Genomic DNA, 24,663 nt, shown 5'->3' on the forward strand with positions numbered 1-24,663 from the left:
CCCGGATCACGCGGGGCCCGACGCCTTCACAGCACGCCATGACGACCACACTCATCACCGGAGCCACCCGCGGGATCGGCCTGGAGGCCGCCCGCCGACTGGCCGGGGCCGGGCACACCGTCTACCTCGGGGCGCGCGACCTCGGGCGCGGCCGGGAGACGGCCGAGCGGATCGGTGCCCGCGCGGTCCAGCTCGACGTCACCAACGAGGAGTCCGTCCAGGCCGCCGCGCGGCTGATCCGCGAGGAAGCCGGCCGGCTCGACGTCCTGGTCAACAACGCCGGCATCTCGGGCAGGTGGAACCCGCCTGCGGAGATCACCGCCGCCGACCTGGAGAGCGTCTACGCCACCAACGTCTTCGGCCTCGTCCGCGTCACCCACGCCTTCCGGCCGCCACGGCCGACTACCGACAGGGAACGACGCGCATGAGCAACCTCGCACTCGTCACCGGCGCCACCTCCGGGATCGGCAGGGCATTCGCCGAGCGGCTGGCCGGCGACGGCTACGACCTGGTGCTGGTCGGCCGGCGCCGGGAGCGGCTGGAGGAGTTCGCCGCCGCCCACACCGGGGTCGAGGTGCGATCCGTGGCCGCCGACCTGTCCACCGGCGAGGGCATCGACACCGTCGCGCGGATCTGCGCGGCCGAACCGCTGACGCTGCTGGTCAACAACGCGGGCGTCGCCCACTACATGCCGCTCGCCGACCTGCCCGCGGACCTGGCCCGCGAACTGGTCGGCGTCAAGGTCCTCGCCCCCACCCTGCTCACCCGTGCCGCCGTCGCGGGCATGCAGGAGCGCGGCCGGGGCGCGATCATCAACGTGGCCGGCATGATCGCCTTCAGCGGCCCCGCCCCGCACTCCCAGCTGCCCCGCCGCGCCGTCTACGCCGGCGCCCTGGCCCACGTGGTCGCGATGAGCCAGACGCTGTCGGCCGAGCTCGAAGGCACCGGTGTCCAGGTCGAGGTCGTCTGTCCGGGGGTGGTGGCCACCGAGTTCCACGAGCGCCAGGGCCTCGATCTGAGCGCCGTACCCAGGATGAGTGCCGAGGACGTCGTCACCGCGGCCCTGCGCGGCCTGCAACTCGGCGAAGTCGTCTGCGCGCCCGGTGTCGAGGACGCGAGCCTCCTCGACGCCGTCTTCCGGGCCGAGCTGGCGGCGTTCGGCGCGCAGAGCCCCGAACTCGCCACCCGCTACCGGGCCGGCTGACCCGTACCCGCCCCTCGGTGGCCGGGTGTCGGCTACCGAGGGGCGGCCCCTTCCAGGTGGAGCGGGTGTCAGCTGGTCCGCGGCGGGTCGATCCGGGCCACCAGCCGGCTCGGGCCGTTGCCGGAGGCGGTCGCCCGGTCGGCGGAGTGGTCGGTGGTGCGGTCGGTGGGGTGGGTGACGGGACGGTCGGCGGGGTGCAGGGTGACGTTCTCGGGGTAGAGCCGGCCGAGCAGGGCCAGGACGACGAGGTCGCCCTGGCCGGTGGCGTCCAGGACGGCGTCGCCCGCCTCCGTCCACACCAGCCCCGGTGCGCGTAGGGCCGTCCACACGTCCGCGGCGGCGGGCGGGATGGTGGCCGGTGCGTCGGCGGGCAGCGCGTCGGCGCCCGTGGCGCTGTCCGGCCGGTGGGCGAAGCGGTGGCCGCGCAGGGCCTGGCCGAGGTCGACGTGGGCGGTGGCGCCGTCGTGGGTGAGCTCGATGGCGGCGGTGCGGGCCCCGTCGGCGACCGGCCCGGCGACGATGCGGCCGGTGATACGGCCGGTGAGCGGCCCCGGTGTGGTGGTGGCGGGCGGCAGGTGTTCGACGAGGGTGCGCGGCGCGGCGTAGTAGTCCCGCAACTCGGCGACGTGCGTGACGGTTTCGTCGGCGGCCGGGTCGGGGCGCCAGGTCAGCAGGTACCGGGGGGCGGTCAGGGGCGGCTGGTCGAGGACGGCCGGCAGGGCGGTGCCGCCGCTCGACTCGAAGCCGTAGCCGGCCGGGCCGGAGGGGTTGGAGGTGCCGGACGTGTCGGAGGTGCCGGTGACGGCGTGGCGGGCGAAGGCCACGATGCTGGTGTGCCGGATCCGGCGGACCAGGAGTTCGGTGAGGAACGCGTCCCGGGCCGGTTCGATGTGCCGCAGCCCGGTCGGAGTGATCAGCAGCGGGACGTCCTGCCAGTTGGTGAAGGGCAGCAGGGCGTCGCGCAGCAGGACGACCTGGTGCAGCCACTCGTTGTAGAGCTGCATCGTGACGGGTCCGCCCCGGCGGCCGAGGAGCAGGTCGGTCGCGGGAGGGGTGAGCAGGTGGCCGTAGCAGTGGCTGCGGACGACCAGCGGGCCGGCGGGCAGCGCGATCCGGTCGGCGAGCAGTCGCTCCAGGGCCGCGGCGGCCCAGGAGGCGAGCTCGTGGCCGATCTCCTCGGCCTGCGCGCCCAGTTCGCGAGCGGCCGGGGCGCTGCCCGGGCCGACGGCCAGCGGCAGGGAGGTCTCCCGGGTCCCGAGGGCGAGGGTCGCGCGGATCTGGGTCTCCAGCACCTCGCCGTCGGCGGCGGTGAGGGCGTTGTCATCGATGACGCCCTGCAGCAGCGGCTCCGTGGCCGTGAAGAAGTCACGGGCGGTCAGGGCGGTGCCGGCCGCGGGGAAGGTGTTCCAGCGGCTGCCGCCGAGAGCGGGCGTACTCGGGGTGGGTGCGATGGGCACGGGTCCTCCGAAGTGTCGATGGCGCGTTTCGATGGCGCGTTTCGATGGAGCAGGGATGGAGCAGAGGTGGAGCAGAGGTGGAGCGCCGGATGCGGGTCCGGCCCCTTATCTGGATCGTGCGATACAGATTGCGGGCATGAAAAAGTCAGTCGAGGGCGGCGAGCGCGACCTCCACGACGGGTTCGAGGGCTTCGGGGTCCGGTGTGATCTTCGAGGAGACCAGCAGCCCGTTGAGGAAGGTGACGAAGAAGGCGGCGAGGCTGTGCGGGTCGTGCCGCGCCGCGATCTCACCCCGTTCCGCCGCGACCCGCAGCACCTCCGCGAGCGCGTCCCGGCTGACATCCTGCATGTCCCGTACGGTGCGCCGGATCGACGAGTCCCCCGGTAGGCGCTCGCAGGCGGCATTGACCGCAAGGCAGCCCCGACCGCCGTGCTCGGCGGCGATGCGGACCCGCTCCATCAGCATCGTGCGGATCGCCGAGCGGACATCCGTCCCCTCCTCCAGGCTGCGCAGCGCATCCGCCGCGAGGGTGGCGCGGTAGTGGTCCAGCGCGGCCCGGTACAGGCCGGCCTTGTCGCCGAACGCCGCGTACAGGGACCCCTGCCCGATCCCCAGGTGCTGGGTCAGGTCGCGCACCGAGGTCGCCTCGTAGCCGCGCGTCCAGAACAGCTCCATGGCGCGGCTCACCGCCGCCTCGGTGTCGAACTCCCGGGTCCTTGCCATGCTTTCACCGTAGCCTATCTGGATCGAATGCTCCAGATAGAGCGGCCGCGCTCCTCCCGACGTGAGGCCTCCGCAGAACCGGCGGATGCCCCGTGCGGCAGGTGGCGACAGCGCGACGGGCGGTCCGTCGGTGCGCCGTGGACCGCGGCGTACCGACGAACCGCCCGGGGCCTCAGCCGAACCAGCGGGCGAGGGCCGTGTCGAGCGGGGTGCCGTCGGTGTCGGTCCAGGCGAGGTAGCCGTCGGGGCGGACCAGGAGGGCACCGGCGCCGTCCACGTCCTCGTCGGTCTTCGCCAGGACGTGCTCGACCCGGTCGGACCGGTCGCCGACCGACCGTCGCCTGCCGTCGAGGGAGAGCAGCAGGCCCCGGCCTGAGCGCATCAGCCGGCTCGCCCGGGTCGGGCCGTCCTCGGTGGTCAGGTCCAGGTCGATCAGCCGGGGGCCGACGCCGGGGTACCGGAGGTCCAGGCCGGACATCATGCCCGAGACGTACCGGTTGGTGTCGGGCAGACCCAGCAGCTCGGTCACGAGCTCGCGGACCGTGCCGAGCTCCTCGTCCCGGCCGGGATTCATGATCACGGCCTGGGCCCGGGTGTGGCGCAGCACGCGCGCGGCGACGGGGTGCCGCTCCTCGTGGTAGCTGTCGAGCAGACCGTCGGGCGCCCAGCCGCGGATCGTGCCGGCGAGCTTCCAGCCCAGGTTGACCGCGTCCTGGAGTCCCAGGTTCACACCCTGGCCGCCGATCGGCATGTGGATGTGCGCCGCGTCCCCGGCGAAGAACACCCGGCCCTCGCGGTAGCGCTCGACCTGGCGCACGGCGTCGCCGAACCGGGAGGCGGCGCGCAGTTCGCCCAGTTCGGTGTCGGGGCCGTACACGGCGTGCAGCGCCTCGCGGACCTCGTCGGCCGAGACCGGCGTCTCGCGGTCCGGGCCCTGTCCGGAGAGCCTGCCGAACAGCATCCGGTAGAGGTCCGGGCCGATGGGGTGCAGGATCGCGTGGAAGCCGCCGGCCACGCGGGTGTACTGGCTGAAGTGCTTGCGCTCGGTGGGGACGGTCTCGGACCGGGAGGCGAGGGTGAGGTCGGCCGCGACGGCGGACATCCGGCGCTCCCGGCCGGGGAAGGGGACACCCAGCAGCCGGCGGACCGTGCTGTGCCCGCCGTCGCACGCGACGAGGTAGCGGCCGCGGATCTCACCGTCGCCGGGCGCGTCACCGCCGCCGGGGGCGCCGTCCGCGTGCCAGGTGATTGTGATCCCCTCCGCGTCCTGCGCGACCGCCGTCACCTCGTGGCCGCGGAGCACGGGGACGCCCTGCTCGCCGAGGAGCCGTTCGAGGTGGGCCTCCAGCCGGACCTGCGGAACGTTGACCGGGTGGGGGTACCGGGTGCGCCAGGGCCGGCAGTCCAGCTCGACCGGCAGGGTGGCGAAGTGCCCGCCGGTGGTCTCGGACGGCTCCTGCGCGAGCAGCGGTTCCAGCAGCCCGCGCAGGTCGAGCACTTCGGCGGTGCGCGGCTGGAGCCCGCCCGCCCGGGACTGGGTGCTGGGGGTGCGCTGCTTCTCGACGACGACGGCCGGTACCCCGGCCAGCGTCAGCTCGTACGCCAGCATCAGCCCGGTCGGGCCCGCCCCCACCACGATGACCTCGGTTCGCACGATGACCTCCCGAAAGAAGAAACTGGGTGCAATTCTGCACTCAGTCTACCACGAGGTAGACTGAGTGCATGAATCAGCAGATGGGCCTGCGGGAACGCAAGAAGGAACGCACCCGGGAGACGATCGCGGCGACGGCGATCCGCCTCTTCCTCGACCGGGGCTTCGACCAGGTCTCGATCACCGAGATCGCGGAGGCGGCGGAGGTCTCCCGGCGGACCCTCTTCGCCTACTTCCCGACGAAAGAAGACCTCGTACTCCAGCGGTTCGCCGACCACGAGAGCGAAGCGGCCCGGACGGTGCGCGCCCGCCCGGCCGACCAGCCGCCGCTGGAGGCGCTGCGCGCCGCCATGCTCGACGCCCTGGCACGCCGCGACCCCAACACCGGCCTGTGCGACGACCCCGAGGTCATGGCCTTCCTCCGCATGATCGTCGGTACCGAGAGCCTGGCGGCGCGGATGATCCGCTACACCGTGCGCGGAAGCGACGCACTGGCCGAGGCACTACTGGAAGCGGGCATCGACCCGCTCGACGCACGCCTGGTGGCTGCCCAGGTGATCGTGGTGCAGCGGGAATTGGCGGTCCTGAACCAGGAATGCCTGGCCGACGGCGCGTCCGCCGACGACCGCTACCCGGAGGCCGTCCGCGCCGCAGAGCGGGCGTTCGACCTGCTGCGCGACGGACTGGGGCAGCACGGGTAGCGCCCAGGTGCATCGGCCTCCCGGAGCACTCCGGACTGTCGGGGGTGGGCGTCATAATCGCCACTGCCGTGATCACCGGATCTGCTGGAGGCCCTCGTTGTCCTCGTCGTCGTCCTTGCCGTCCTCGTCGCCTTTGCCGTCCTTGCCGTCCTTGCCGTCCTTGCCGTCCTTGCCGTCCTTGCCGTCCTCGTCGTCCTCGTTGTACGACTTCGCGACCTGGGAGCCCCTGCTGCGGCTCCTGCGGGCTGACCACGCGCAGGCGCTCGCCGCGCCGGGCGGCGAGGTGGCGGGGCTGATCGGCCGGCACGGGTGGAGCGTGCCGGTGAGGATGCGCTACCCGAAGGCCGGGCGGGCCATGCTGGTGTCGGACAACCAGGAGCAGCACGACGCGATCGAACGCGTCCGGGCCGCGCTCATCGAGGCCGGGACCGGTGATGTCGCCTTCGCCGTGGAGATACCGGCGAGCGGGAAGGCGGCGCTCCATCTGCGGGAAGGCGGCGCTCCATCTGTTCGACCACGGCCCGGCCGTCGACCCGGGCATCGGCAACGCCCACCCCGGCGCGCTCACCCTGGTCGAGGGCGCGGTGCCCGAGCCGTGGCGGCGCCTGCCCGAGCCGGTGCCCGGGGCGGCGCCGGCTCCCTCCGTGGACCTGGAGCTGCTGGAGCGGACGCTGCGCGAGCGGATGCCCGACGAGACCAGCGCCACCGAGGAGGAGATCGCCGCCGCGGAGGCCCGCCTGGGTGTGGCGCTGCCAGAAGAGATCAAGGTGCTCTACCGGGTGACCGCCGCGCGGTGGTGGGAGCACACGGAGAACGACGAGAACGACGAGAACGACGAGGACGTCGAGGACGCCGAGGCGTGCTGGGAGGCGTCCGACCGCGTCGGCGACGCGCTCGGCTTCGAGCTGAGCTCCCTGGACAGGCTCGTCATCGCCGACCGCTCGCGCTCCTCGTTCCGTTGGGAGCACGCGGCGACGGAGGCGTGCGTCACCCCGCCCGACGCCGCCGTGCAGGACCTGGTCGGCTCGCCCGGGTGGATCGTCATCGGCGACACGGGCGGCGGGGACCTGGTGGTCGTCGACCTGACCCCCGGCCCTGGCGGCCACCTCGGGCAGCTCATCGTGCTCGACCACGAGCGGAGCGTCGGCGCCTGCCTGTTCGCCGAGTCCCTCACCGACCTGGTGCGGGACCCGGACCGGAGCTGGTACTCCGGTCGGAGCCTGGACCCGATGCCGGTGGTGGCGAGGCTCCACGGCGAAGTCCCCAACAGCGTCGAGGCGGCGGCCCACCCCGACCTGGAGGTCCTGACCCTCGGAGGGTGGCGCGGCGAACCGGTCAGTCTGACCCCTGTCGTCGGGTTGCCCCGGCTCCGCACCCTCTACGCCGGCCCCGGGGCGCTCGCCGACCCCCGGGAGGTCACCCGGCTGACCGGACTGGAGTTCCTGGAGCTGACCCCGGAGGACTGGCGCTGCCTCCTCGACGTCGGCGCCGTCCCCCGCGGCCTGTCGGCCGCCGCCATCGAGGCCCCGAGCGACCACGACCTGCGCCCGATCATGGCCCTCGCGAACGAACTCCTCACCCTGTGGGAGCGCCCCCTGATCACGGAGACCGTCATCGAAGGCGACCTCGGCCCCCTGCCGTAGCCGTGTCGCGGATCTCGTGTGCCCGGGAGAGTGAGGCGGCTCTGCTGGGGTGCCGCTGTCACTTTCGTGGGGGCGGTGGGGGGCCGGGCTTCTCGCCGTAGAGGTCGATGGCGAGGGCGACTGCGGCGTGGGTGGCGGGGTGGGGGTCCTGGCGGCGCCAGATGAGGTGGACGGGGACGGGGGCGGCGTTGCGCAGGGGGCGGTAGACGATGCCGTCGCGGCGGTACTGGGCGGCGGTGGCCTGGGGGGTGACGCCGATGCAGCGGCTGGTGGCGATGGCGGCGAGCCAGTCGTCGATGTCGTGGGTGTAGATGACGGCGGGCCGCTGGTCCTCGGGCCACAGGTTCAGGGCGGTGGTGCCGGTTCGGCGGTCGATGGCGAGGGTGCGGGCGGGGATCTCGTCGAGGCGGATGCTGCGCCGGCGGGCCCACGGGTCGTCGGAGGCGAGCGCGACGATGCGGTGTTCGTGGCCGATCAGGGCGTGTGACCAGGGCTTCAGGTCGAGCGGGGCGCGGACGACGGCGAGGTCGCACATGCCTTCGGCCAGTCCGCCGGTGGGGGAGTTGTGGCGGACGAGGCGCAGCTCGACGTCGGGGTGGCGCTCGTGCCAGCGGCGCTGGAAGTCGGTGGTGTGGCGGCCGAAGGCGGACCAGGCGTGGCCGAGGTGGAGTCGGGCGTGGCCGGCGGTCGCTTCCGCGACCAGGTCGTCGGCGCCGGCGAGCAGGACGCGGGCGCGGGCGAGGACCCGTACGCCGGCCGGCGTGGGCGCGATCGTGCGGCTGGTGCGGTGCAGCAGCCGCACCCCGAGGAACTGTTCCAGGGCGTGCAGGTTGCGGGAGACGGCGGCCTGGGAGATGCCCAGTTCGGGGCCGGCGTCGGTGAAGCTGCCGGTGTCGATGATGGCGACCAGGCAGCGCAGGTGCTTCAGTTCCAGATCGGCGGGACTTTGTCGTCGCTCATCCATACGCCGAGCGTATCAATGGGTCGGTGAATGCATTTTGCGCATGGCTGCGCCGGCTCCACTGTGGAGGGCATGGTGCTGAAGGGTTCTCATGAGGGCGTCACCGCCCAGGGCGACGGGCGCCTGGCCGGGGTGGCGCTGATGCTGGGCTCCGGCCTGTCCAACCAGGCCGGAGCCTCGATGGCGGCGCTCGCCTTCCCGGTGATCGGTCCTGCGGGTGTGGTGGCCGTCCGCCAGTGGGTGGCCGCCGGGGTGCTGTGGGCGGTCGGCAGGCCGCGGCCGCGGTCGTTCACGGTGGCGCAGTGGCGTCCGGTCCTCGGGCTCGCGATGGTGTTCGCCGTGATGAACCTGTCCCTCTACACGGCGATCGACCGGATCGGGCTCGGGCTGGCCGTCACCCTGGAGTTCCTCGGCCCGCTCGCGGTGGCCCTGGCCGGCTCGCGCCGGCGCATCGACGCCCTGTGTGCGGTGGCCGCCGCGGCCGCGGTGGTCGTCCTGGCCCGGCCCTCGCCCTCCACCGACTACCCGGGCATCGTCCTGGCCCTGCTCGCGGCGGTGTGCTGGGCCGGCTACATCCTGCTCAACCGTGTCGTCGGCCGCCGCCTGCCCGGGCTGGAGGGCTCGGGCGCCGCCGCCGCGCTCTCGGGGGTGCTCTACCTGCCCGTCGGCATCGTGGTGCTGTGCCTTCGTCCCCCGACCGCCGCCGCCCTGGCCTGCGCGCTGGCCGCCGGCGTGCTGTCCTCGGCGGTGCCCTTCCTGGCCGATCTGCTGGCGTTGCGGCGGGTGCCCACGCAGTTCTTCGGCGTGTTCATGAGCGTCAACCCGGTCTTCGCCGCGCTGATCGGTCTCGTCGTGCTCGGCCAGCACCTCGGCGCGGCGTCCTGGCTCGCCATGCTGGTGATCGTCGGAGCGAACGCGGTCGCCGTCACCACCGCCCCCGCCAACCCCGAGTGATGAGCGGAGCCCCGAGAAAGAGTTTCGGGCCGATGTCGATTCGGCCGGGTCCGCTGCGACGTCATGATGTGCGGCGCCCTGCCGCACGGTGATGCGACGAGATCTGACGAGGGAACACGTGGACCAACTGCTCAGAGTCATGAACTTCAACGTCTCCGGTGACGGCGTCGGTGCCGGTGCCAGCGAGCACCAGAGCTTCGAGCGGCCGTTCGGCCATGACCATCCCGAGAAGCTGTTCGCCTGGGCCGGGGCCACGGCGAGCTGGCCCATGCGGACGGCTCCCGGGGGGAGCCGGGGCCTCGACGACCACTTCACGCGGGACTTCGCGCGCAACATCGGTGCCGAGATCATGGGCCGCAACAAGTTCGGGCCCCAGCGCGGGCCCTGGCAGGACGACGAGTGGCGCGGCTGGTGGGGTGACGAACCCCCGTTCCGGACTCCGGTGTTCGTCATGACCCACCACGAGCGTCCGTCGTTCACGCTCTCCGACACCACGTTCCACTTCGTCGACGGCGACCCGGCCACGGTCCTCGCACGGGCGCGGGAGGCCGCGGAGGGCAAGGACGTCCGGCTCGGTGGCGGGGTGAGCACCATCCGGCAGTTCCTCGCCGCCGACCTCGTCGACACCCTGCACGTGGCGGTGTCGCCGGTGGAGCTCGGCCCCGGGCTACGGCTCTGGGAGTCCCCCGACGACCTGCTGGACCGGTTCCACCTGGAGGTGGTGCCCAGCCCGAGCGGGGTGACGCACCACCTGTTCTGGCGGAGGTGACGTGAGGGCCCGCCTCGGGCGGCCGACGCCCGGGTGACGGCCGCTCAGGGGCAGGCTCGGAGGCGGGCTCGGAGGCGGGCTCAGGAGTGCGCGGTCACGGTCGCGGTGAGGGGCGCGGGGCCGAGGGTGGCCGCCGCCATCGGGCGGGGGCGGCTGCCCGGAACCGGGTCCACTCGCCAGGCGGCCGTGACCGCCGCCGTCAGGAGGGTGAGCTCCGCCAGGGCGAAGTCGCCGCCGGGGCAGCCGTGCACACCGGCGGCGAAGGGCAGGTAGGCGCCGCGCGGGGGAGCGGGGTGCCGTTGCGGGTCCCAGCGGTCGGGGTCGAACGCGCCGGGGTTGCGGTACCAGCGGGGGTCCCGGTGCAGGGCGTAGGGGCTGTAGAAGATCTGGGCCCCGGGCGGGAGCCGGTGGCCGCCCAGTTCCACCGCACTGCCCGTACGGCGGGGGAACAGCCAGATCGGCGGGTAGAGCCGGAGGGTCTCCTGGACGACGCGGTGGGTGAGGACGAGCGCGGGGAGGTCCGCCGGCTCGACGGGGCGGTCGCCGACGACCCGGCGGATCTCCTCGCGGACCCGGCGGCGGAGCTCCGGGTGGCGGGCGAGGAGGATGAACAGCCAGGCGGCGGCCGCGCCGCTGGTGTGGGAGCCGCCGACCAGCAGGGAGGTCACGTCGTCGTGGACCTGCCGCCGGTCGGCGCCGGCCGACAGGTGCGTCAGGGCGGCGTTGTGCGGGTCCGCGTCGATGAGGGCGTCGACGACGCCGTGGAGGTCGCTCAGGGCGGTGTGGTAGCTCCGCCGCTCGGCGCTGGGCAGCCGGTCGAGGAACGCGGCTGCGGGCCCGTAGGCCCTGCGGCCCAGTCCGGCCACGACGACCGGCAGGGCGTGGTGGACGACGGAGGCTGCGCCGGCGGGGAGCGGACGGCCGAAGAGGGTCGCGGCCACCACGTTCAGGGTCAGTTCGGCCATCTCGGCGTTGAGGTCGATCCGTTGGCCGTGGTGCCACGAGTCGGCCCGGGCGGTGGCCAACTCGGCCATGGTGTCGAGGTATCCGGGCAGGCGGGCGGCGCTCAGCAGGGGTTGGACGACGCGGCGGCGGTCCCGGTGGTGGGTGCCGTCGGCCACGGCGATGCCGTTGCCGAACAGGGGGCGGGACTTGGTGAAGATCTCGCCGCGGTCGAAGCGCCCCCCGGGTCCGGTCAGCAGGGCCATGACCAGGTCGGGGTGGTTGAGGAGGTAGGAGGGCCGGGGGCCGATGCGGAACTCGACCACGTCCCCGTACCGGCGTTGGGCGTCGAGGAAGGCCAGGGGCGCTCTGGCCAGCCGGATCGCGTGCCCGAGGAGCGGGACGGCGCCCGGCACCCGGGCCGGGCGGCGGCCGGTGGGGTCAGGGGGTGTCGGCATGGTGGTCCTCTCCCGTGGGTGCAGGCGGCGCAGGCGCGGTCGTTGTCGTTGTCGTTCCGGTGCGGTACCGGGGCGTGCCCAGGCCCCATTCCAGGTGGCCCCGGGCCCAGTCGAGGAGCGCCTCGGCGCAGTGGTCGGCCTGCCGCCGGAGGGCGGGTGGCGTGGCGAACGCACGGGTGAGGTCGGTGAGTTCGCGGCGGGCCCGCGCGTGGGCCCGCAGGCGGTCCTCGAAGGCGTCCGTCACGAGGAGGGCGGCGGCGTGCCGGTCCATGCCGCCGTGGTGGGCGGTGACGAGCACCAGGTTGTGGGGGTCGCCCTGGGCGGCCTCCTTGTCCACGGTCATCAGGTCGTTGGTCCAGCACACCAGGTCCGCCGCCGCGACGAGGAGGTCCTGGAAGGGGCGGGAGTAGTACAGGGACGGGGGCAGGAAGCAGCCGTCCGTCCGCTCGACGAGGTCGAACGAGGGCATGATCGCTCCGAAGGCCCGGCGCCAGGCGGGAAACCCGTCCGGGTACGGGACGTGGCCGGCCTGCCGGTGGGCGGCCTGCCAGACGCAGGCGGACAGGTAGTCGGCCACGTGACGACGGAACCGCAGGACCCAGGGGTCGGGCATGGCGTCCGAGGCCCGCTCGACGATCTCCGCGAGGGCCCGCCCCATGGGCGAGGTGGGCGCCGACCCGTACGAGACGATGCCGAGCGGCTCGTGCAGGTGTTCCTCCAGGCGATCGGCGTCACGCCCCAGGTCGCCCTCGTCGATCCGGTCGTCGAGGAGGAACAGCCAGGCCATCCACATCGCCACCAGGGCGCTGTCCGACCGGCCGGCCCGCGGATGGCACCACGCCGCCAACAGCCCGGGGCGGATCCGCGCGAGGTTGCGCAGCTCCGCCGGCGTCTCGCAGAGGCCGGCGGCCTCCACCCACCGCAGGGTCTGCGCGTCGGCGGTTTCGGCGTGGTCGCCGTGGCGGGCCGGGACGTCCCGGATCGCGGAGCCCTTGAGCACGTCGATCGTCATGCGGCCCCCGCCTTCGGTTGTTGCGCCGTTTGTCGTTCCGGCTGGCATTGCGCCGGGCGCACGCCCCACATGGCGATCATCGCGTGCGCCGTGTCGACGAACCCGGGGCGGCGCAGGTGGGCCAGCGCCTCGGCCCCTTCCGCCTGCGCGAGGGCCCCGGAGCGTGCCATCGCCGGCAGGAGATCGGCGATCGAGAGCGCCCAGGCCCGCCCCGCCGCGTTGGTCGCCGTCAGCGTCGGGCAGTGCACCCGCATCCCCACTTCGCCGAGCCCCAGGCCCCGCAGCGGGGCGGGGAACGACCGGGCCCAGGCCGCCACGTCGCTGCCGAGCGTCGTGGCCAGGGTGGTGGTGACCGCGGCCCCGAGGCGCCGCACGACCGGATCGGGGGAGGACGCGGAGGGGAAGAACGAGGGGTCCTCGATGTACAGGCGGCCGCCCGGCTTCAGCCAGGACGCCATGCGCCCCGGCAGCGAGGCGCGATCGGGCAGGTGGCACAGGACACTGCGGGCGACGATGAGGTCGAAGGTGTCGGGCGGGAACCCTTCGGTGCGCACGTCGTGCCGCAGCACCCGCAGGGCCGGGTGGCGCAGGCCCGCGAGGAAGCGGAGGTCCGTGTCGGTGGCCGTCACCTCGCCCTCGGGGTGACGGCGGGCGAGCCACAGGGCCAAGGTCCCGGCGCCCGCCCCGATTTCCAGACAACGGGCCCCGGCCGGTAATTCCCAACGCGCCAGATCGCCCGTCGTCGCGGGATCGCACAAACCGGCCAGGGCGTTCAGACGTTCCATTTGTGCGGGGTGGGCGAAGGCGAGGACTTCGTCCCCGTACGCCGGGAGTTCGCGTTCCGTCGGCGGTTCCTTCCGCATGCGGTACCTCCTTTTTCCTCGCCGATTGGATCAGCGCCGTTGCACCGCCCCCTGGCGACACGCCAGTCCGTTCGGTGCGGCGCACCGGATTTCATGCTTCGCTTCTCGCGGCTTCCTGTAGCTCCTCGCGGCTTCTCGCGGTTTCTCGCGCGGGAGACCGTGAACACGGCGACGGTGACGGCGGCGCACCGCCGCCGCCCTCGATTCGCATCGATCTCAACACCGGTGTCCACGGGTGTCAACGGGGCGTCAAGGTGCCGGCCGGGGCGGCGCGATGACCGCTTCGGCGGAGATCCGGTGGGGTTGACGGACAACTCCGCGCCGTCCCAGAGTGTTTCTGCCCGCGCGAAAAGAAACCCGGGGAACCGGGATGTCCGAGGAGGCGCCACATGGCCGAAAAGGCCCGTGAGGACCGCGTGATCGTGGTCGGATCCGGAATCGCGGGAACGGCCGCCGCTTTTCGGCTGCGCCAGGCCGGTTGCGACGTCACCCTGTTCGAAAAGGAAGGCCACGTCGGAGGGCGGATGTCCACCCGCGAAGTGCCGGTCGGAGACGTCCGATATCGCGTCGATCGCGGCGCGAGCTGGCTTTCCCGGAATTACGCACCCATGATCCGGCTGTTGGAGGACGCGGGGCTCGCCACGCGCATGCTCCCGTGTTCGGACGAACTGGGCGTGCTGCGCGACGGCCGGGTGCACCGGCTCTCCCTCGTCCAGGCCTCGGGACTCCTGCGGACCGGACTGCTCGGGTGGCGCGCCAAGTTCAAGGCGCTGAACCTGCTGCGCGACCTGGCGGCCGCCCGCCGCCGGCTGCGCTGGGAGGACATGTCCGGCGCCGCCGGGATCGACGGGGAGAGCGCCCGGGAGCACGCCCTGCGCAGGCTCGACCGGGAACTCCTGGACTACCTGATCGAGCCCCTGTGCGGCACCCAGTTCCTCGTACCCGCCGAGGAGGTCGCCGCCGTCGGCGCCTTCTGCATCATGTGGGGCACGTTCGGAGCCGCGAGCTTCACCTTCGACGGCGGCGTCGGGAGCCTCCCCGAACACCTCCTCGACACCCCCGTGATGCGCGCCCCGGGCACCCGCGTCGAACTGGGCGCCCACGTGACCGAGGTCCGCCGGGACGGGGACGGGGACGGGGACGGGGACGGGGACGGGGCCGGGGTTGCGGTGGTGTGGGAGCGGGACGGCGAGGTCCGGACGGAGCGGGCCCGCGCCTGCGTCGTGGCCGTACCCGCCCCGGTCGCGGCCCGGATCGTCACCACCCTCGACGACGACCAGCGCCGCTACCTCGACGGGGTCCGGTACACCAGCGACGTCCACGTCACCTTCGGGCTGCGCCGGCCTCCCGCCGAGACGGCCCTGGGCGTCGCCGTGCCGCGCCGGGAGCACCCGGACCTGTGCGTCGCGCTGTACGAGCACAACCTCGGCCCCGGCCGGGCCCCCGCCGGCCGTGGCCTGGTCACCCTGATCTTCCGGCACGACTGGAACGCCGCCCGGATGGCCCTCGACGACGACACGGTGATCGCCGACGCCCGCGCGGCCCTGGGCGAGGTGATGCCGGACCTGGCCGCCCACATCGACGACCACCGGGAGATGGCCGTCGTCCAGCGCTGGGAGAACGCGGTCCTCGCCCGCCCGGCCGGCGGATACCGGGACCTCGCCGCCTTCACCGCGAGCCTGGATCCGGCCTCCCCCGTCCAACTGGCCGGGGACCACTTCGCCTACAGCACCACCAACGCCGCGCTCGCCACCGGCGAACGCGCCGCGCGCCGGATCCTGGACCTGCCCCTCGCGACCTGAGGCGATGACATCCGCCACCGCCGGCGGCTGGTCGCGTTGTACGGCCGGCTTCCTCACACGTATGACAGTCACGTGACCGCATGGGCGAGACACGTGACTGTCATACGCGAGGCCGGTGGACACACGTACGCGTTCCTGAGCGCCGAACGAGGAGGAGCCCGGGATCGGGGGCATCACGTTCGCCGTCCACGCGGACCGCATCCACGACGAACTCCGCCACCCTCGTCACCCGGTGTCGCGGGCGGCGGACCCCCGTTCCTCCAGGTTCCAGGTGATGACCCTGCGGGGGTGGACGCGGACGATGTCCCGGCTGAAGCGGTCGGGCGCCACCGGCGGCACGTCGACGGTCAGCACCTCGGCCCGGCCCCGGATCTCGATCCCGCGCCCCCACCCGCCCGCGACCGGGTCATCGGCCGGAGCCAGGTCGTCGACCAGGACGGAGACCTCGGGGCGGGCCTGCGCGTTGCGGTACTTCTGGCTGCGGGCCATGGCGGGCCCGCCGATGTCGATGGTCCCGTCGTCGTTGAGCCTGAAGCCCACCGGGCGGATCTGCGGCCGGCCGTCGGGGCCGATGGTGGCAAGTCGGGCCAGTGGCTGGGCGAGCAGATACTCGCGCTCCCTCTCGGTGAAGATCATGCGGACGACCCTAGGAGCTCAAGGGCGGTTGAGGTCAAGGCCGTTGAGCGCCCTCCTGCGCCACGAGCGCGTGCCGGCCGGACTCGGCGAGGGTGTACAGCACGGACCGCTGCTGCTTGTGGCGCTGGATGCTCCCCTTGGCCACGAGCGACTCCAGGGTGTTGCGCACGACCTGCGCGGTGGGGGTGCGGTCCGGGTGCTTCACCAGCAGTTCGTCCCGCAGCTCCTTCGCCAGGCGCGGTTCGTCGTGACCGCTGAGCAGGGACAACAGGAGCTCTCCGAGCAGGGGTTGCCGCGACTTCCCCGCCGCGGCGGCCCGTGCCGGCTTCCCCGCCTGCACCGTCCGCGCCGTGTTCCCGGCCTTCGCGGGCTTCGCGGGCTTCGCCGTCTTCTCCGTCCGTGCCGAACGAGCCGAACGAGCCGAACGAGCCGAACGCGGCGAAGGTGTGCGGGCGGGGGCCGCAGCGGACGCCCGGCGTCGCTTCGCCCCGGTGAGCACGGGCTCGTCCTGTGCCTGCTGGGGCAGGGGCGAGGGTTCCGACAGGCCCTCGTACCGTTCGGCGAGCTGGAGGATGTCGACCAGGAGGGCTTCCTCCTGCTTCAGCATCCTGACCTCCTCGGCCAGTTCCCGCTGACGCCGACGGTTCTCTTCCAGATCCGATGCGGCCTGATCGACGAGCCGCGTACGGAGCGTGCTGGCTGGTTGGCTGGTCACAACCGTTCACTCCTTAGTAATGGATGACGTTGCGCATGGTACTCACGCTGGAGCTTCCGTGTAGGAGGGTGCAGGCGGCGTACGGCATTCCCTGGGGTCGTGCAGTACCATTCCCGACGCCCGGGCGAGCAGCACGCCGACAGAGCGAGGCGGCGTCGACAGGACATCACACAATCGACAACCACCATCCGCAACCGCCGCGACGGGTGGATCACCCTGGCCTGGCTGCTGCGGCGGTCGCCGAACATCCTGCTGATCCGCGGCACCTCGTCGGTGGCACACCTGCGAGAGAACGTCGCAGGCTGCGGGCCGAGGAGCGCGCAGCGCGAGCGCCGGCCGGCGGCCGACAGGTCGTCGACCCTGACCGACGGTCGGCGGGAGATGGGACTCTGGCCTTACGTCAGCCCGTCGGCGTACGCCGCAAGTCTGATCATGAACCCATCCCTGCGCCGTACGGGGGACGAGTGCGCCTGAACGGAGACTGGAGGCGATCCGAGAACACCGATTCTGCACAGAGGACGGGCATGGCGCTGCGAGACGGACGAACGATCTCCCTGTTGACGGTCGGCGCGGTGACGACCGTGATCGCGGCGCTCACTCCGGTGACGGCGTTCGCGGCGGGCGGGGACCCGCTCCAGCAGTACGCGCAGCAGGAGCTCCGTTGGGAGCGCTGCGACGCGGGCGGGCCGGCGGGGTTCGAGTGCGCGAAGGTCAAGGTGCCTCTGGACTACGGCAACCCCGGGGGCCGGAGGATCGACCTCGCGATATCGCGGATCAAGGCGGGCAGCGCGAAGCAGCGGCACGGAGTGCTGCTGATGAATCCCGGTGGCCCGGGTTTCCCGGGGCTGGGCCTGCCCGTGGAGATGCAGCCGCTGCTGTCGGCGCAGGTGCGGGAGCGGTTCGACCTGGTCGGCTTCGACCCGCGCGGGGTCGGGCAGAGCTCGCCGATCAGCTGCGGCCTGACGCCCGACGAGCAGGTCTACCAACACCCCTACGCAGAAGGGAAGTTCGCCGAGGACGTGGCCCGGGCCCGGACGGTGGCCGACAAGTGCCGGGCCAAGGCGGGGGACACGCTGGCGCACATCACCACCCGCAACACGGCCCGGGACATGGACATCGTCCGGGCGGTGCTGGGGGAACAGAAGATCTCCTACTTCGGGTACTCGTACGGCACCTACCTGGGCGCCGTCTACACACAGATGTTCCCCCGGCGCGCGGACCGGTTCGTGCTCGACAGCGCGCTCGATCCGGCGCTCGCGTGGCGGGGGATGTTCCGGGGGTGGTCGGCGGGGGCCGAACTCGCCTTCACCCGGTGGACCGAGTGGGCCGCCGCCCGCAACACCGCGTACGGGCTGGGCGCGACTGCGGCGGAGGTCCGGAAGGCGTACTGGGACCTGATCGCCCACGCCGACCGCACGCCCGTTCCGGTGGAGGGCGGGGCGCTCAGCGGCGACGCCATCCGGTCCAGGTACGCCGAGTTCGTCCGCGTCGAGGCCGTCACGCCCTGGATCGTCGCGCTCAAGGCCGCAGCCGCGGGCGGGCCGGCCGCTTCGGCCGCTTCGGCCGGGGCGACCGGCGCGGCGGTGTCCGACGCCGCCCCGGTCCGGTCCACCGACGAGGGCGCGGGCGCGCGGGCCGCCGACGCGGTCGACCCGGAGAACAACCGGGCCGCCGTCGTGTGGGCCGTCTTCTGCGGCGACACCCGCGACTGGCCGCGCGACCCCGAGCAGTACCGCCGGGACGCGATCCGGGACAAGGCCCGCTACCCGCTGGCCGGCGACCTGGGCGCCAACATCCAGCCGTGCGCGTTCTGGAAGCGGGCGCCCGGCGAGCCGGCCACCGTGGTGAACAACGACGTCAACGCGCTGATCGTGCAGAACCAGTGGGACCCGCAGGCGACATTGGCCATGGCACAGGGCATGCGGCGGGCGCTGCACGGTGCACGGATGATCACGGTGGCCGGCGGCGAGGGCCACGGTGTGGTGGTGGCCGGCCCGTCCTGCGCGAGCGCCGACGTCAACCGCTACCTGACCACCGGTCGACTGCCCGCCAAGGACCTGACCTGCGGCAACTAGCCCCACGGCACCGTCGAAGCCCCCACCCCGCCGATCTGCGCGAGTTCTGAGTCGTTCGGCGTGCTCATGGATCACTACGCGCGCGTCGTGCGGTCCTTCGGCACCCCGCCCGTGATCATCGGCCACCCGGTCGGCGGGCTCGTCGCCCAGCACCTCCTGGGCACCGGCCCGTGCCCCTGCCGCCGTTCGGGCGGCGGGGGCACGGGCCGGTCGCGTGACCGTCCGGGGTGGGGGTCAGCTCGGGAAGGGCCAGGTCGGGCACCACGGCCAGGTGACCTGGCCCGGGTAGGGCGGGCCCCACGGCGGGCACTTGGGCAGGGTCGGCGCCGACTGGGCGCTGGTCCACAGGATCTTGCCGTTCAGCTGGACGGCGATCGCACCCTCGTTGTAGACGGCCAGCTCGGCGCCGGGGTTGCCGCCGGTGTTGCTGGCCCACAGCGCGGTGTTGGCGGCGGAGTACACGACGAGGTTGCCGTCGCCCTGCATGACCAGGATGTTGCCGTCGGGGATGGCGCCCTTGGCGACCCAGATCGGGGTGGTGTCGCGGTACAGGACGACGTTGCCGTCGCCCTGCATGGCCAGCATGATGTGGCCGTTCGGCGAGTACCAGGCCTGGTTGCGGTTCAGCAGGCTGTTCATCGGGATGTGGGTGGGCTCGGACAGCGCGGCGGCCACGGCGGCCGGAGCCGAGGCGGGGGCGGCGGCCTGGGCGGCGTCGGCGGTACCCGTGGTGAGGGCGCCGAACCCGATCGTGGCGAGGGCGGCCAGGGCGGCGACCCGGGAGCGGAGTCTGGACATGGGTGGGCTCGAAGTCCTTCCGGGGAAAGCGGAGTTGACGAAGTAGCGGGAGGGTTTCCTGTGGCGCCCGTCCCGCTGCGTCCGGCGCCGCACCGAACGTTAGGTCCGCGGCGCGCCGCCGATCGGCAGATCCACCGGCAGCTTCCGGCCCGCCCGCCCGCTCACCGCCTTCGACCCGCAGGACGCTCCCGGGGTCTACGAGGTGCTCTACGGCGGCAACCACCTGGACGAGAGCGAGCTGGACCCGCGCGGGGCGCTCAGAACGTCCCGCCGTCCAACTGGAGGGTGGGGATCTCGGAGCTTCCCGGCCCGGCCCCGGACGCTCAGCAGCAGCCCCACTGCGGGGTGGGCGCGGTGGCCGGGATCGCGGAGGCCCGGGCGGCGGGTGCCGGCGGGTGGATGGTCGTTCCCGCCTTGATCGTCTCGACGACCTCGATGTCGCGGATCGCCTCCGGGTCGACCGTCAGCGGATTGGCGCTGAGGATCACCAGGTCCGCGAGCTTGCCGACCTCGATGCTGCCCTTGCGGTCCTGCTCGCCGTACTGGTGGGCGGCGTTGAGGGTGATCGCGCGGACCGCCTCCAGGGCCGACACCCGCTGCTCCGGCCCGAGGACGACCCCGTCGGTTCGGGTGCGCCGGGTCACCTGGCTGGACAGCACGGCGATCGAGTCGGGCAACGCCACCGGCGCGTCGTGGTGCGAGGTGTAGCGCAGGCCGCGGTCGAGCGCCCAGCGGGCGGGGGAGATGGTGGCCGCCCGCTCCTCGCCGAGGACGGTCCTGCGGTACCAGTCGCCCCAGTAGTAGGTGTGCATGGAGAAGAAGGACGGCACGATCCCCAGCCGGGCGAACGCCTTGACCTGGTCCTCGCGGGCGGTCTGCGCGTGGATGGCCACGGTCGGCCGCCGGCCCGGCCCGGCCGCCTCGACCGCCCGGAGGAACTGGTCGATCGCCGCGTCGCCGTTGACGTGCGCCAGCACCTGCCAGCCCCGCTCGACCGCCGTGCTGACCTGCTTGGCCACCACCGCGTCGTCCGGCTCCGCCGGGTACCCGCAGTAGTCCTCGGGCTGCCCGGCCGGCGGCGTCAGGTACGGCGCGGTGAGCCACGCCGTGCGGCCCTGCGGCGAACCGTCCAGCACCAGCTTCACCCCGGCCGCGCGGACGCCGTCCAGGTACTCGTCGCTCACCCCGATCGGGTCGTCCAGCGCGGAGGAGATGACCTCCCCGGCCTTCACGTACGCGACCACGTCGACCGCGAACGGCACGGCGGCGGCCGTGTCCCGCAGCGCCTTGAGGTTGGCGAGGGTGGTGCCGCCCTCCTGGACGGTGGTGAAGCCGAAGCTCGCCGCCGTGGCCGCGCCGGTGATGAACAGCATCAGCTGCGCCCGTTCGGGCAGCCCCGCGAGCGCCAGGTCCGAGGCCGGGGTGAACGCCTTCTCCTCCAGGACCCCGTCGGGCTCACCGTGCGCGGGCGGGACGGCGAGTTCGCGCCGCCGGATCACCCCGCCCTCGGGGTCGGGCGTGGCGGCCGAGTAGCCGAGCCGTTCCAGGCCGAGGCTGTTCACCGCGCCGAGGTGGAAGGACTGGTGGATGGCGAGCACCGGGCGGTCCGTGGACACCTCGTCGAGGTCCTCGCGGGTGGGGTGGCGGCCCTCGGCGAGCATCGCGTCGTCGTACCCGAACCCGACGATCCACTCGGAGTCCGCGCCCACCGTGCTCCCGGCCCAGGCGCGCAGCTTGTCCTTCAGCGAGTCGAGCCCGGTGACGTCGCCGTCCGGTGCGGCCAGCAGGTTGGCGATGGTGGCCTGGAGGCCGATGCCGCCGAGGTGCCCGTGCGCGTCGACGAACCCGGGCAGCAGGGCGCGGCCCTCAAGGTCCCGTACGACGGTGTGCGGGCCGCTCCACTGGTCCAGCGCCTCCTGCCGGGGGCCGACGAAGACGATCGTGCCGTCCTTGACGGCCACGGCCTCGGGGGGCCGGGCGCCACTTTCGCTGCTCTCGGTACTCCCGGCGCTCTCGGCGACGGTGACGATCTCGCCGCCGTGGAGGATGAGGTCGGCCTGCTGGGCCATGCGGGTCTCCTGGAGGTAGGGGTTTGCGCCACGCTCCTACCCATGGTGACCGCGAAATCACCTTCTGTGGCGCCGGTCTGTCCGCATGTCGCTCCCGCACGGTGGTTGCGGGTGCCTCAGGTGTCTCAGGTGTCTCAGCGCTGTTCCTCCGGGCGCCTCTCCAGCTCCCAACGGGTGTGGAAGGTCCCGTCCCGGTCGACACGGTGGTAGGTGTGCGCGCCGAAGAAGTCCCGCTGGCCCTGCACCAGCGCGGCCGGGAGGCGCTCCGCCCGCAGGCCGTCGTAGTAGGCGAGCGCGGTCGCGAAGCCGGGGGCGGGCACCCCCAGTTGGGCCGCCGTCGAGACGACCCGTCGCCAGGCCGACTGCGCGGAGCCGAGCGCCTCCCGGAAGTGCGCGTCGGTCAGCAGCGTGGGGCGCTCCCGGTCGGCCTCGTACGCGGCCCTGATCCGGTCCAGGAACCGGGCCCTGATGATGCAGCCGCCACGCCAGATCGCGGCCATCTCACCGGGGTCGATCTGCCAGGAGTACTCCGCGCTGCCGGCCTGGATCTGGTTGAAGCCCTGGGCGTAGGCCACCATCTTGGAGGCGTACAGCGCCTGCTCGACGTCGTCCGCGAACCGGTCCGACGCCGCGCTGTCGAGCCAGGTCTCGGTGGGGCCGGGCAGCCCCCGGCCGGCCTGCCGGAGCGGCACGCTGCCGGACAGCGCCCGGGCGAAGACGGCCTCGGCGATCCCGCTGACGGGCACGCCGAGCTCCAGCGCGCTCTGGACGGTCCAGCGGCCGGTGCCCTTCTGCTCGGCCTGGTCCAGCACGACGTCGACGAAGGGCTTCCCGGTCGCCGCATCGGTGTGGGCGAGGATCTCGGCGGTGATCTCGATCAGGTAGGACTCCAGGCGTCCGCCGTTCCAGGTCCGGAAGACCTCGGCGATCGCGTCGGGTTGCAGTCCGGCTCCGTGCCGCAGCAGGTCGTACGCCTCGGCGATGAGCTGCATGTCGGCGTACTCGATGCCGTTGTGGACCATCTTGACGAAGTGGCCGGCGCCGTCCGGCCCGACGTGGGTGCAGCAGGGCTTGCCGTCGACCTTGGCCGCGATGTCCTCCAGCAGCGGTCCCAGGACCCGGTAGGCCTCCGGGGTGCCGCCGGGCATGATGCTCGGCCCCTCCAGGGCGCCCTGCTCACCGCCGGAGATGCCGCTGCCCACGAAGTGCAGGCCGCGTCCGCGCAGGGCCGCCTCCCGCCTCCTGGTGTCGAGGAAGTGCGCGTTCCCGCCGTCCACCACCACGTCGCCCTCGTCGAGCAGCGGCACCAGCTCGTCGATGACCGCGTCGGTCGGCGCCCCGGCCTTGACCATGATCACGATCAGGCGGGGGCGTTCCAGGGCCGCGACGAACTTCTCCGTCGTCTCGGCGGCCACGAACTCACCCTCGTGCCCGAACTCCTCCAGCAGCGCCGTGGTCCGCGCCTGCGTGCGGTTGTGCACGGCCACCCGATAGCCGTGGCGGGCGAAGTTCCTGGCCAGGTTGCGGCCCATCACGGCCAATCCGGTGACGCCGATCCGGGCCGGTGCCTGCTCGGTCATGGTGGGAATCTCCAAGGGGGTCTCGGGGGCACAGGTGCTCGGGTGCTTGGGGCTGTCGGGACTACTCAGCGGAGAGCGCGAGGATCTCGTCCTCGGGAAGCTCGACGTACTCCTCGCCCTCCACCCGGATCTCCGATCCGGAGAGCCTGTTGAAGAGGATCTTCTCGCCGACCTTGACGTCCACCGGGTGCGGCTTGCCGCTCCCCAACTGCCGGCCGGGCCCCACCGCCACCACCTCGCCCGTCCACGTCTCCGGGTCCTGCGGGGTCGAAACCCCGATCGGCTTGACGATCAGATGATCGTGCTTCGGGTGGAAGTCGGGCATGGCATGGTCCTCTCACGTAGCCGCCTGCGGCGCAGCCGGGGCCGCCCCCACACCCCGATTCTGCCGATCCGCGTCCGGGACCGCCCCACCAGCCGCTCGACGTTCACGCACCGGCGCGGCCGCCTCCCGCCGCCCGTCGCCCGCGGTGGGGCGGCCGAGTTGCCGGGCCCGGCATACTCCGTTCGGGTAACGGGGCGTCGGCCCGGGCGCAGCGCGGCGGCTCCGGTCGGCTACTGCAGCAGTGCGGCGTGCGGGTGCTCCGGGGCCGCCGGGCACGCGTAGATCTGCTGGTTGTACCCGTCGCCGACGGTGATCATGGTCGGTGCCGCCGGGTCGGGGCGGACGGCGTCCCGGGTCGCACCGGCCTGGGTCGCGCCGGCCCGGTCCTCGTACGGGATCCAGCTGCGGACGTCCGCGCGCCACTCCGTCGTGGCGATGGTCAGCATCGGGTCCATCCGGCAACCGCAGGCGCGGCAGTACTGCGGAGCGGGATCGGTGAAGCTCCAGGGAGCCCAGCCGCCGGCCTTCCAACCGGGGGCGACGGACAACTCCCAGTCGTAGTACCCGTCCTCCGCCCCGTCGTAGGCGCTGCCCGGCTTCGCACCGGTCTTCCGCCGGGCGCTCCACGCCCGGACCTGCGCGCGCAGGTCCGGGTCGAGCTCCACCGCCAGGGGGTACTCGGTGACCTGCTCGGGGGAGACCAGGCACGGCTGCGGCAGGTAGTCCTCGTACTGGATCGCGGGCGGCTGCGGAGGCGCGGTGAGGACCTCGCCGACCGCGGTGGCGGACCGCCAGAACAGCTCGGTCCTCGGCATGCTCTCCCAGGAGTAGTCGAAAGGGTGCTCGAATGGGTGGTCGAAGGGGCACCACAGAACCTGGAGCAGGTCCGCGCCTTCGGGCGGACGCAGGTCGGGCACCTCGCGGACGTACAGCTGGGCCACGGCCAGCATCGCGACCGGCCCCTGCGGGCACGGGCGGCCGGCGCCGGCCCGATCCAGCACGGCGCGCTCCTGCGGGGTGTAGGTGCGGGCACCCGCTGGTCGGCTCCGGGCGGCCGCCCGGATCTCGCGCAACAGCCGGACATCCGCTGGGGAGGTCGCCGGCAGCACGGCCGGCACCCGGTGCGTGCCTTCGCAGTGCGGCCACGGCTCGGTGGCGGGCCACAGCAGCGGACCTCCGACCGAGCTCTCCCGCGGGGACGGCGATCCGGGCCGCGGGTGCAGCCGGGTCGCCGTCCGGGCCAGCGGGGCCAGCCGTGGGAAGGCCGCCACGATGTCGTCCGGCCTCGGCGGGGTGGTGCGGGTCATGCCGGCCTCCAAGCCGT

Annotated in this window: 21 protein-coding genes and 2 pseudogenes; 9 read left to right on the top strand and 14 right to left on the bottom strand. The window is 73.2% G+C overall.

All coding sequences use genetic code 11. The features are described from left to right. Positions 1-38: 38 nt before the first annotated feature. Both ACFWPI_RS08205 and ACFWPI_RS08210 read left to right on the top strand, forming a co-directional pair. A pseudogene (locus tag ACFWPI_RS08205) lies at positions 39-392 on the top strand (SDR family NAD(P)-dependent oxidoreductase); the annotation flags it as partial. Between the two features lie 32 nt (positions 393-424). After that, entirely contained in the window at positions 425-1,204 is a 780-nt protein-coding gene (locus tag ACFWPI_RS08210; RefSeq protein WP_380374398.1) for an SDR family NAD(P)-dependent oxidoreductase, read from the top strand. Between the two features lie 68 nt (positions 1,205-1,272). Here ACFWPI_RS08210 and ACFWPI_RS08215 read toward each other — a convergent pair whose 3' ends face one another. The 3 genes from ACFWPI_RS08215 to ACFWPI_RS08225 form a co-directional block, all read right to left on the bottom strand. Beyond that, entirely contained in the window at positions 1,273-2,661 is a 1,389-nt protein-coding gene (locus tag ACFWPI_RS08215) for a hypothetical protein (protein ID WP_380374400.1), read from the bottom strand. A gap of 145 nt (positions 2,662-2,806) precedes the next feature. Further along, positions 2,807-3,385 carry a TetR/AcrR family transcriptional regulator gene (locus ACFWPI_RS08220; protein ID WP_063352578.1) on the bottom strand — a complete coding sequence of 193 codons (579 nt, stop codon included), beginning with the start codon at positions 3,383-3,385 and terminating at the stop codon, positions 2,807-2,809. A 172-nt stretch (positions 3,386-3,557) separates the two neighbouring features. Continuing rightward, on the bottom strand, positions 3,558-5,039 hold the full coding sequence (locus ACFWPI_RS08225) for an FAD-dependent monooxygenase (protein WP_380374402.1): 1,482 nt from the start codon (positions 5,037-5,039) through the stop codon (positions 3,558-3,560). Positions 5,040-5,107: 68 nt separating this feature from the next. On the opposite strand from ACFWPI_RS08225, the gene ACFWPI_RS08230 reads away from it, so the two are divergent. Together ACFWPI_RS08230 and ACFWPI_RS08235 are read left to right on the top strand one after the other, a co-directional pair. Then, entirely contained in the window at positions 5,108-5,737 is a 630-nt protein-coding gene (locus ACFWPI_RS08230; protein WP_380374405.1) for a TetR family transcriptional regulator, read from the top strand. Between the two features lie 434 nt (positions 5,738-6,171). Then, positions 6,172-7,380, top strand: coding sequence for an SMI1/KNR4 family protein (locus tag ACFWPI_RS08235; protein WP_380374408.1), 1,209 nt, complete (start codon positions 6,172-6,174; stop codon positions 7,378-7,380). 58 nt (positions 7,381-7,438) lie between these two features. Here the strand turns inward: ACFWPI_RS08235 and ACFWPI_RS08240 are convergent, their stop codons facing one another. Then, the gene (locus tag ACFWPI_RS08240) at positions 7,439-8,344 is read right to left on the bottom strand and encodes a LysR family transcriptional regulator (protein ID WP_380374412.1); all 906 of its coding nucleotides are present in this window, start codon (positions 8,342-8,344) and stop codon (positions 7,439-7,441) included. A gap of 138 nt (positions 8,345-8,482) precedes the next feature. On the opposite strand from ACFWPI_RS08240, the gene ACFWPI_RS08245 reads away from it, so the two are divergent. Beyond that, on the top strand, positions 8,483-9,295 hold the full coding sequence (locus tag ACFWPI_RS08245; RefSeq protein ID WP_380374472.1) for a DMT family transporter: 813 nt from the start codon (positions 8,483-8,485) through the stop codon (positions 9,293-9,295). Positions 9,296-9,413: 118 nt separating this feature from the next. Continuing rightward, entirely contained in the window at positions 9,414-10,064 is a 651-nt protein-coding gene (locus tag ACFWPI_RS08250) for a dihydrofolate reductase family protein (RefSeq protein ID WP_380374414.1), read from the top strand. An 80-nt stretch (positions 10,065-10,144) separates the two neighbouring features. On the opposite strand, the gene ACFWPI_RS08255 is transcribed toward ACFWPI_RS08250, so the two are convergent. The 3 genes from ACFWPI_RS08255 to ACFWPI_RS08265 are packed head-to-tail and all read right to left on the bottom strand — an operon-like array spanning position 10,145 to position 13,261. After that, positions 10,145-11,464, bottom strand: coding sequence for a cytochrome P450 (locus ACFWPI_RS08255; RefSeq protein ID WP_380374417.1), 1,320 nt, complete (start codon positions 11,462-11,464; stop codon positions 10,145-10,147). Next, the gene (locus ACFWPI_RS08260; RefSeq protein WP_380374419.1) at positions 11,448-12,476 is read right to left on the bottom strand and encodes a terpene synthase family protein; all 1,029 of its coding nucleotides are present in this window, start codon (positions 12,474-12,476) and stop codon (positions 11,448-11,450) included. Before ACFWPI_RS08260 ends, ACFWPI_RS08255 begins: the two co-directional genes overlap by 17 nt. Next, the gene (locus ACFWPI_RS08265; RefSeq protein WP_380374421.1) at positions 12,473-13,261 is read right to left on the bottom strand and encodes a class I SAM-dependent methyltransferase; all 789 of its coding nucleotides are present in this window, start codon (positions 13,259-13,261) and stop codon (positions 12,473-12,475) included. Before ACFWPI_RS08265 ends, ACFWPI_RS08260 begins: the two co-directional genes overlap by 4 nt. 467 nt (positions 13,262-13,728) lie before the next feature. Between ACFWPI_RS08265 and ACFWPI_RS08270 the strand changes: the two genes are divergently transcribed. Beyond that, positions 13,729-15,141: a protoporphyrinogen/coproporphyrinogen oxidase gene (locus ACFWPI_RS08270; protein WP_380374424.1), complete on the top strand. Its 1,413-nt coding sequence runs from the start codon at positions 13,729-13,731 to the stop codon at positions 15,139-15,141. A gap of 225 nt (positions 15,142-15,366) precedes the next feature. Here the strand turns inward: ACFWPI_RS08270 and ACFWPI_RS08275 are convergent, their stop codons facing one another. After that, entirely contained in the window at positions 15,367-15,777 is a 411-nt protein-coding gene (locus tag ACFWPI_RS08275; protein WP_380374426.1) for a PPOX class F420-dependent oxidoreductase, read from the bottom strand. A 34-nt stretch (positions 15,778-15,811) separates the two neighbouring features. Then, complete coding sequence (locus ACFWPI_RS08280; RefSeq protein WP_380374429.1) at positions 15,812-16,492, bottom strand: hypothetical protein; 681 nt, start codon at positions 16,490-16,492, stop codon at positions 15,812-15,814. 210 nt (positions 16,493-16,702) lie between these two features. Between ACFWPI_RS08280 and ACFWPI_RS08285 the strand changes: the two are divergent. After that, positions 16,703-16,801: pseudogene (locus tag ACFWPI_RS08285) on the top strand (oxidoreductase); the annotation flags it as partial. A gap of 215 nt (positions 16,802-17,016) precedes the next feature. Next, the gene (locus ACFWPI_RS08290) at positions 17,017-18,567 is read left to right on the top strand and encodes an alpha/beta hydrolase (RefSeq protein WP_380374431.1); all 1,551 of its coding nucleotides are present in this window, start codon (positions 17,017-17,019) and stop codon (positions 18,565-18,567) included. A 234-nt stretch (positions 18,568-18,801) separates the two neighbouring features. On the opposite strand, the gene ACFWPI_RS08295 is transcribed toward ACFWPI_RS08290, so the two are convergent. The 5 genes from ACFWPI_RS08295 to ACFWPI_RS08315 form a co-directional block, all read right to left on the bottom strand. Then, on the bottom strand, positions 18,802-19,365 hold the full coding sequence (locus ACFWPI_RS08295; RefSeq protein ID WP_380374434.1) for a hypothetical protein: 564 nt from the start codon (positions 19,363-19,365) through the stop codon (positions 18,802-18,804). Positions 19,366-19,688: 323 nt separating this feature from the next. After that, positions 19,689-21,434 (bottom strand): amidohydrolase, encoded by a 1,746-nt coding sequence (locus ACFWPI_RS08300; protein ID WP_380374436.1) that lies wholly within the window; start codon positions 21,432-21,434, stop codon positions 19,689-19,691. Between the two features lie 134 nt (positions 21,435-21,568). After that, entirely contained in the window at positions 21,569-23,014 is a 1,446-nt protein-coding gene (gene gndA, locus ACFWPI_RS08305; RefSeq protein ID WP_380374439.1) for an NADP-dependent phosphogluconate dehydrogenase, read from the bottom strand. A 61-nt stretch (positions 23,015-23,075) separates the two neighbouring features. Then, positions 23,076-23,339: a hypothetical protein gene (locus ACFWPI_RS08310; RefSeq protein ID WP_363373866.1), complete on the bottom strand. Its 264-nt coding sequence runs from the start codon at positions 23,337-23,339 to the stop codon at positions 23,076-23,078. 230 nt (positions 23,340-23,569) lie between these two features. Beyond that, positions 23,570-24,646, bottom strand: a complete 1,077-nt coding sequence (locus ACFWPI_RS08315; RefSeq protein ID WP_380374442.1) for a hypothetical protein — start codon at positions 24,644-24,646, stop codon at positions 23,570-23,572. Positions 24,647-24,663: the final 17 nt, after the last annotated feature.

This window comes from Kitasatospora sp. NPDC058492 (assembly GCF_042720685.1).
Classification (GTDB): Bacteria; Actinomycetota; Actinomycetes; order Streptomycetales; family Streptomycetaceae; genus Kitasatospora.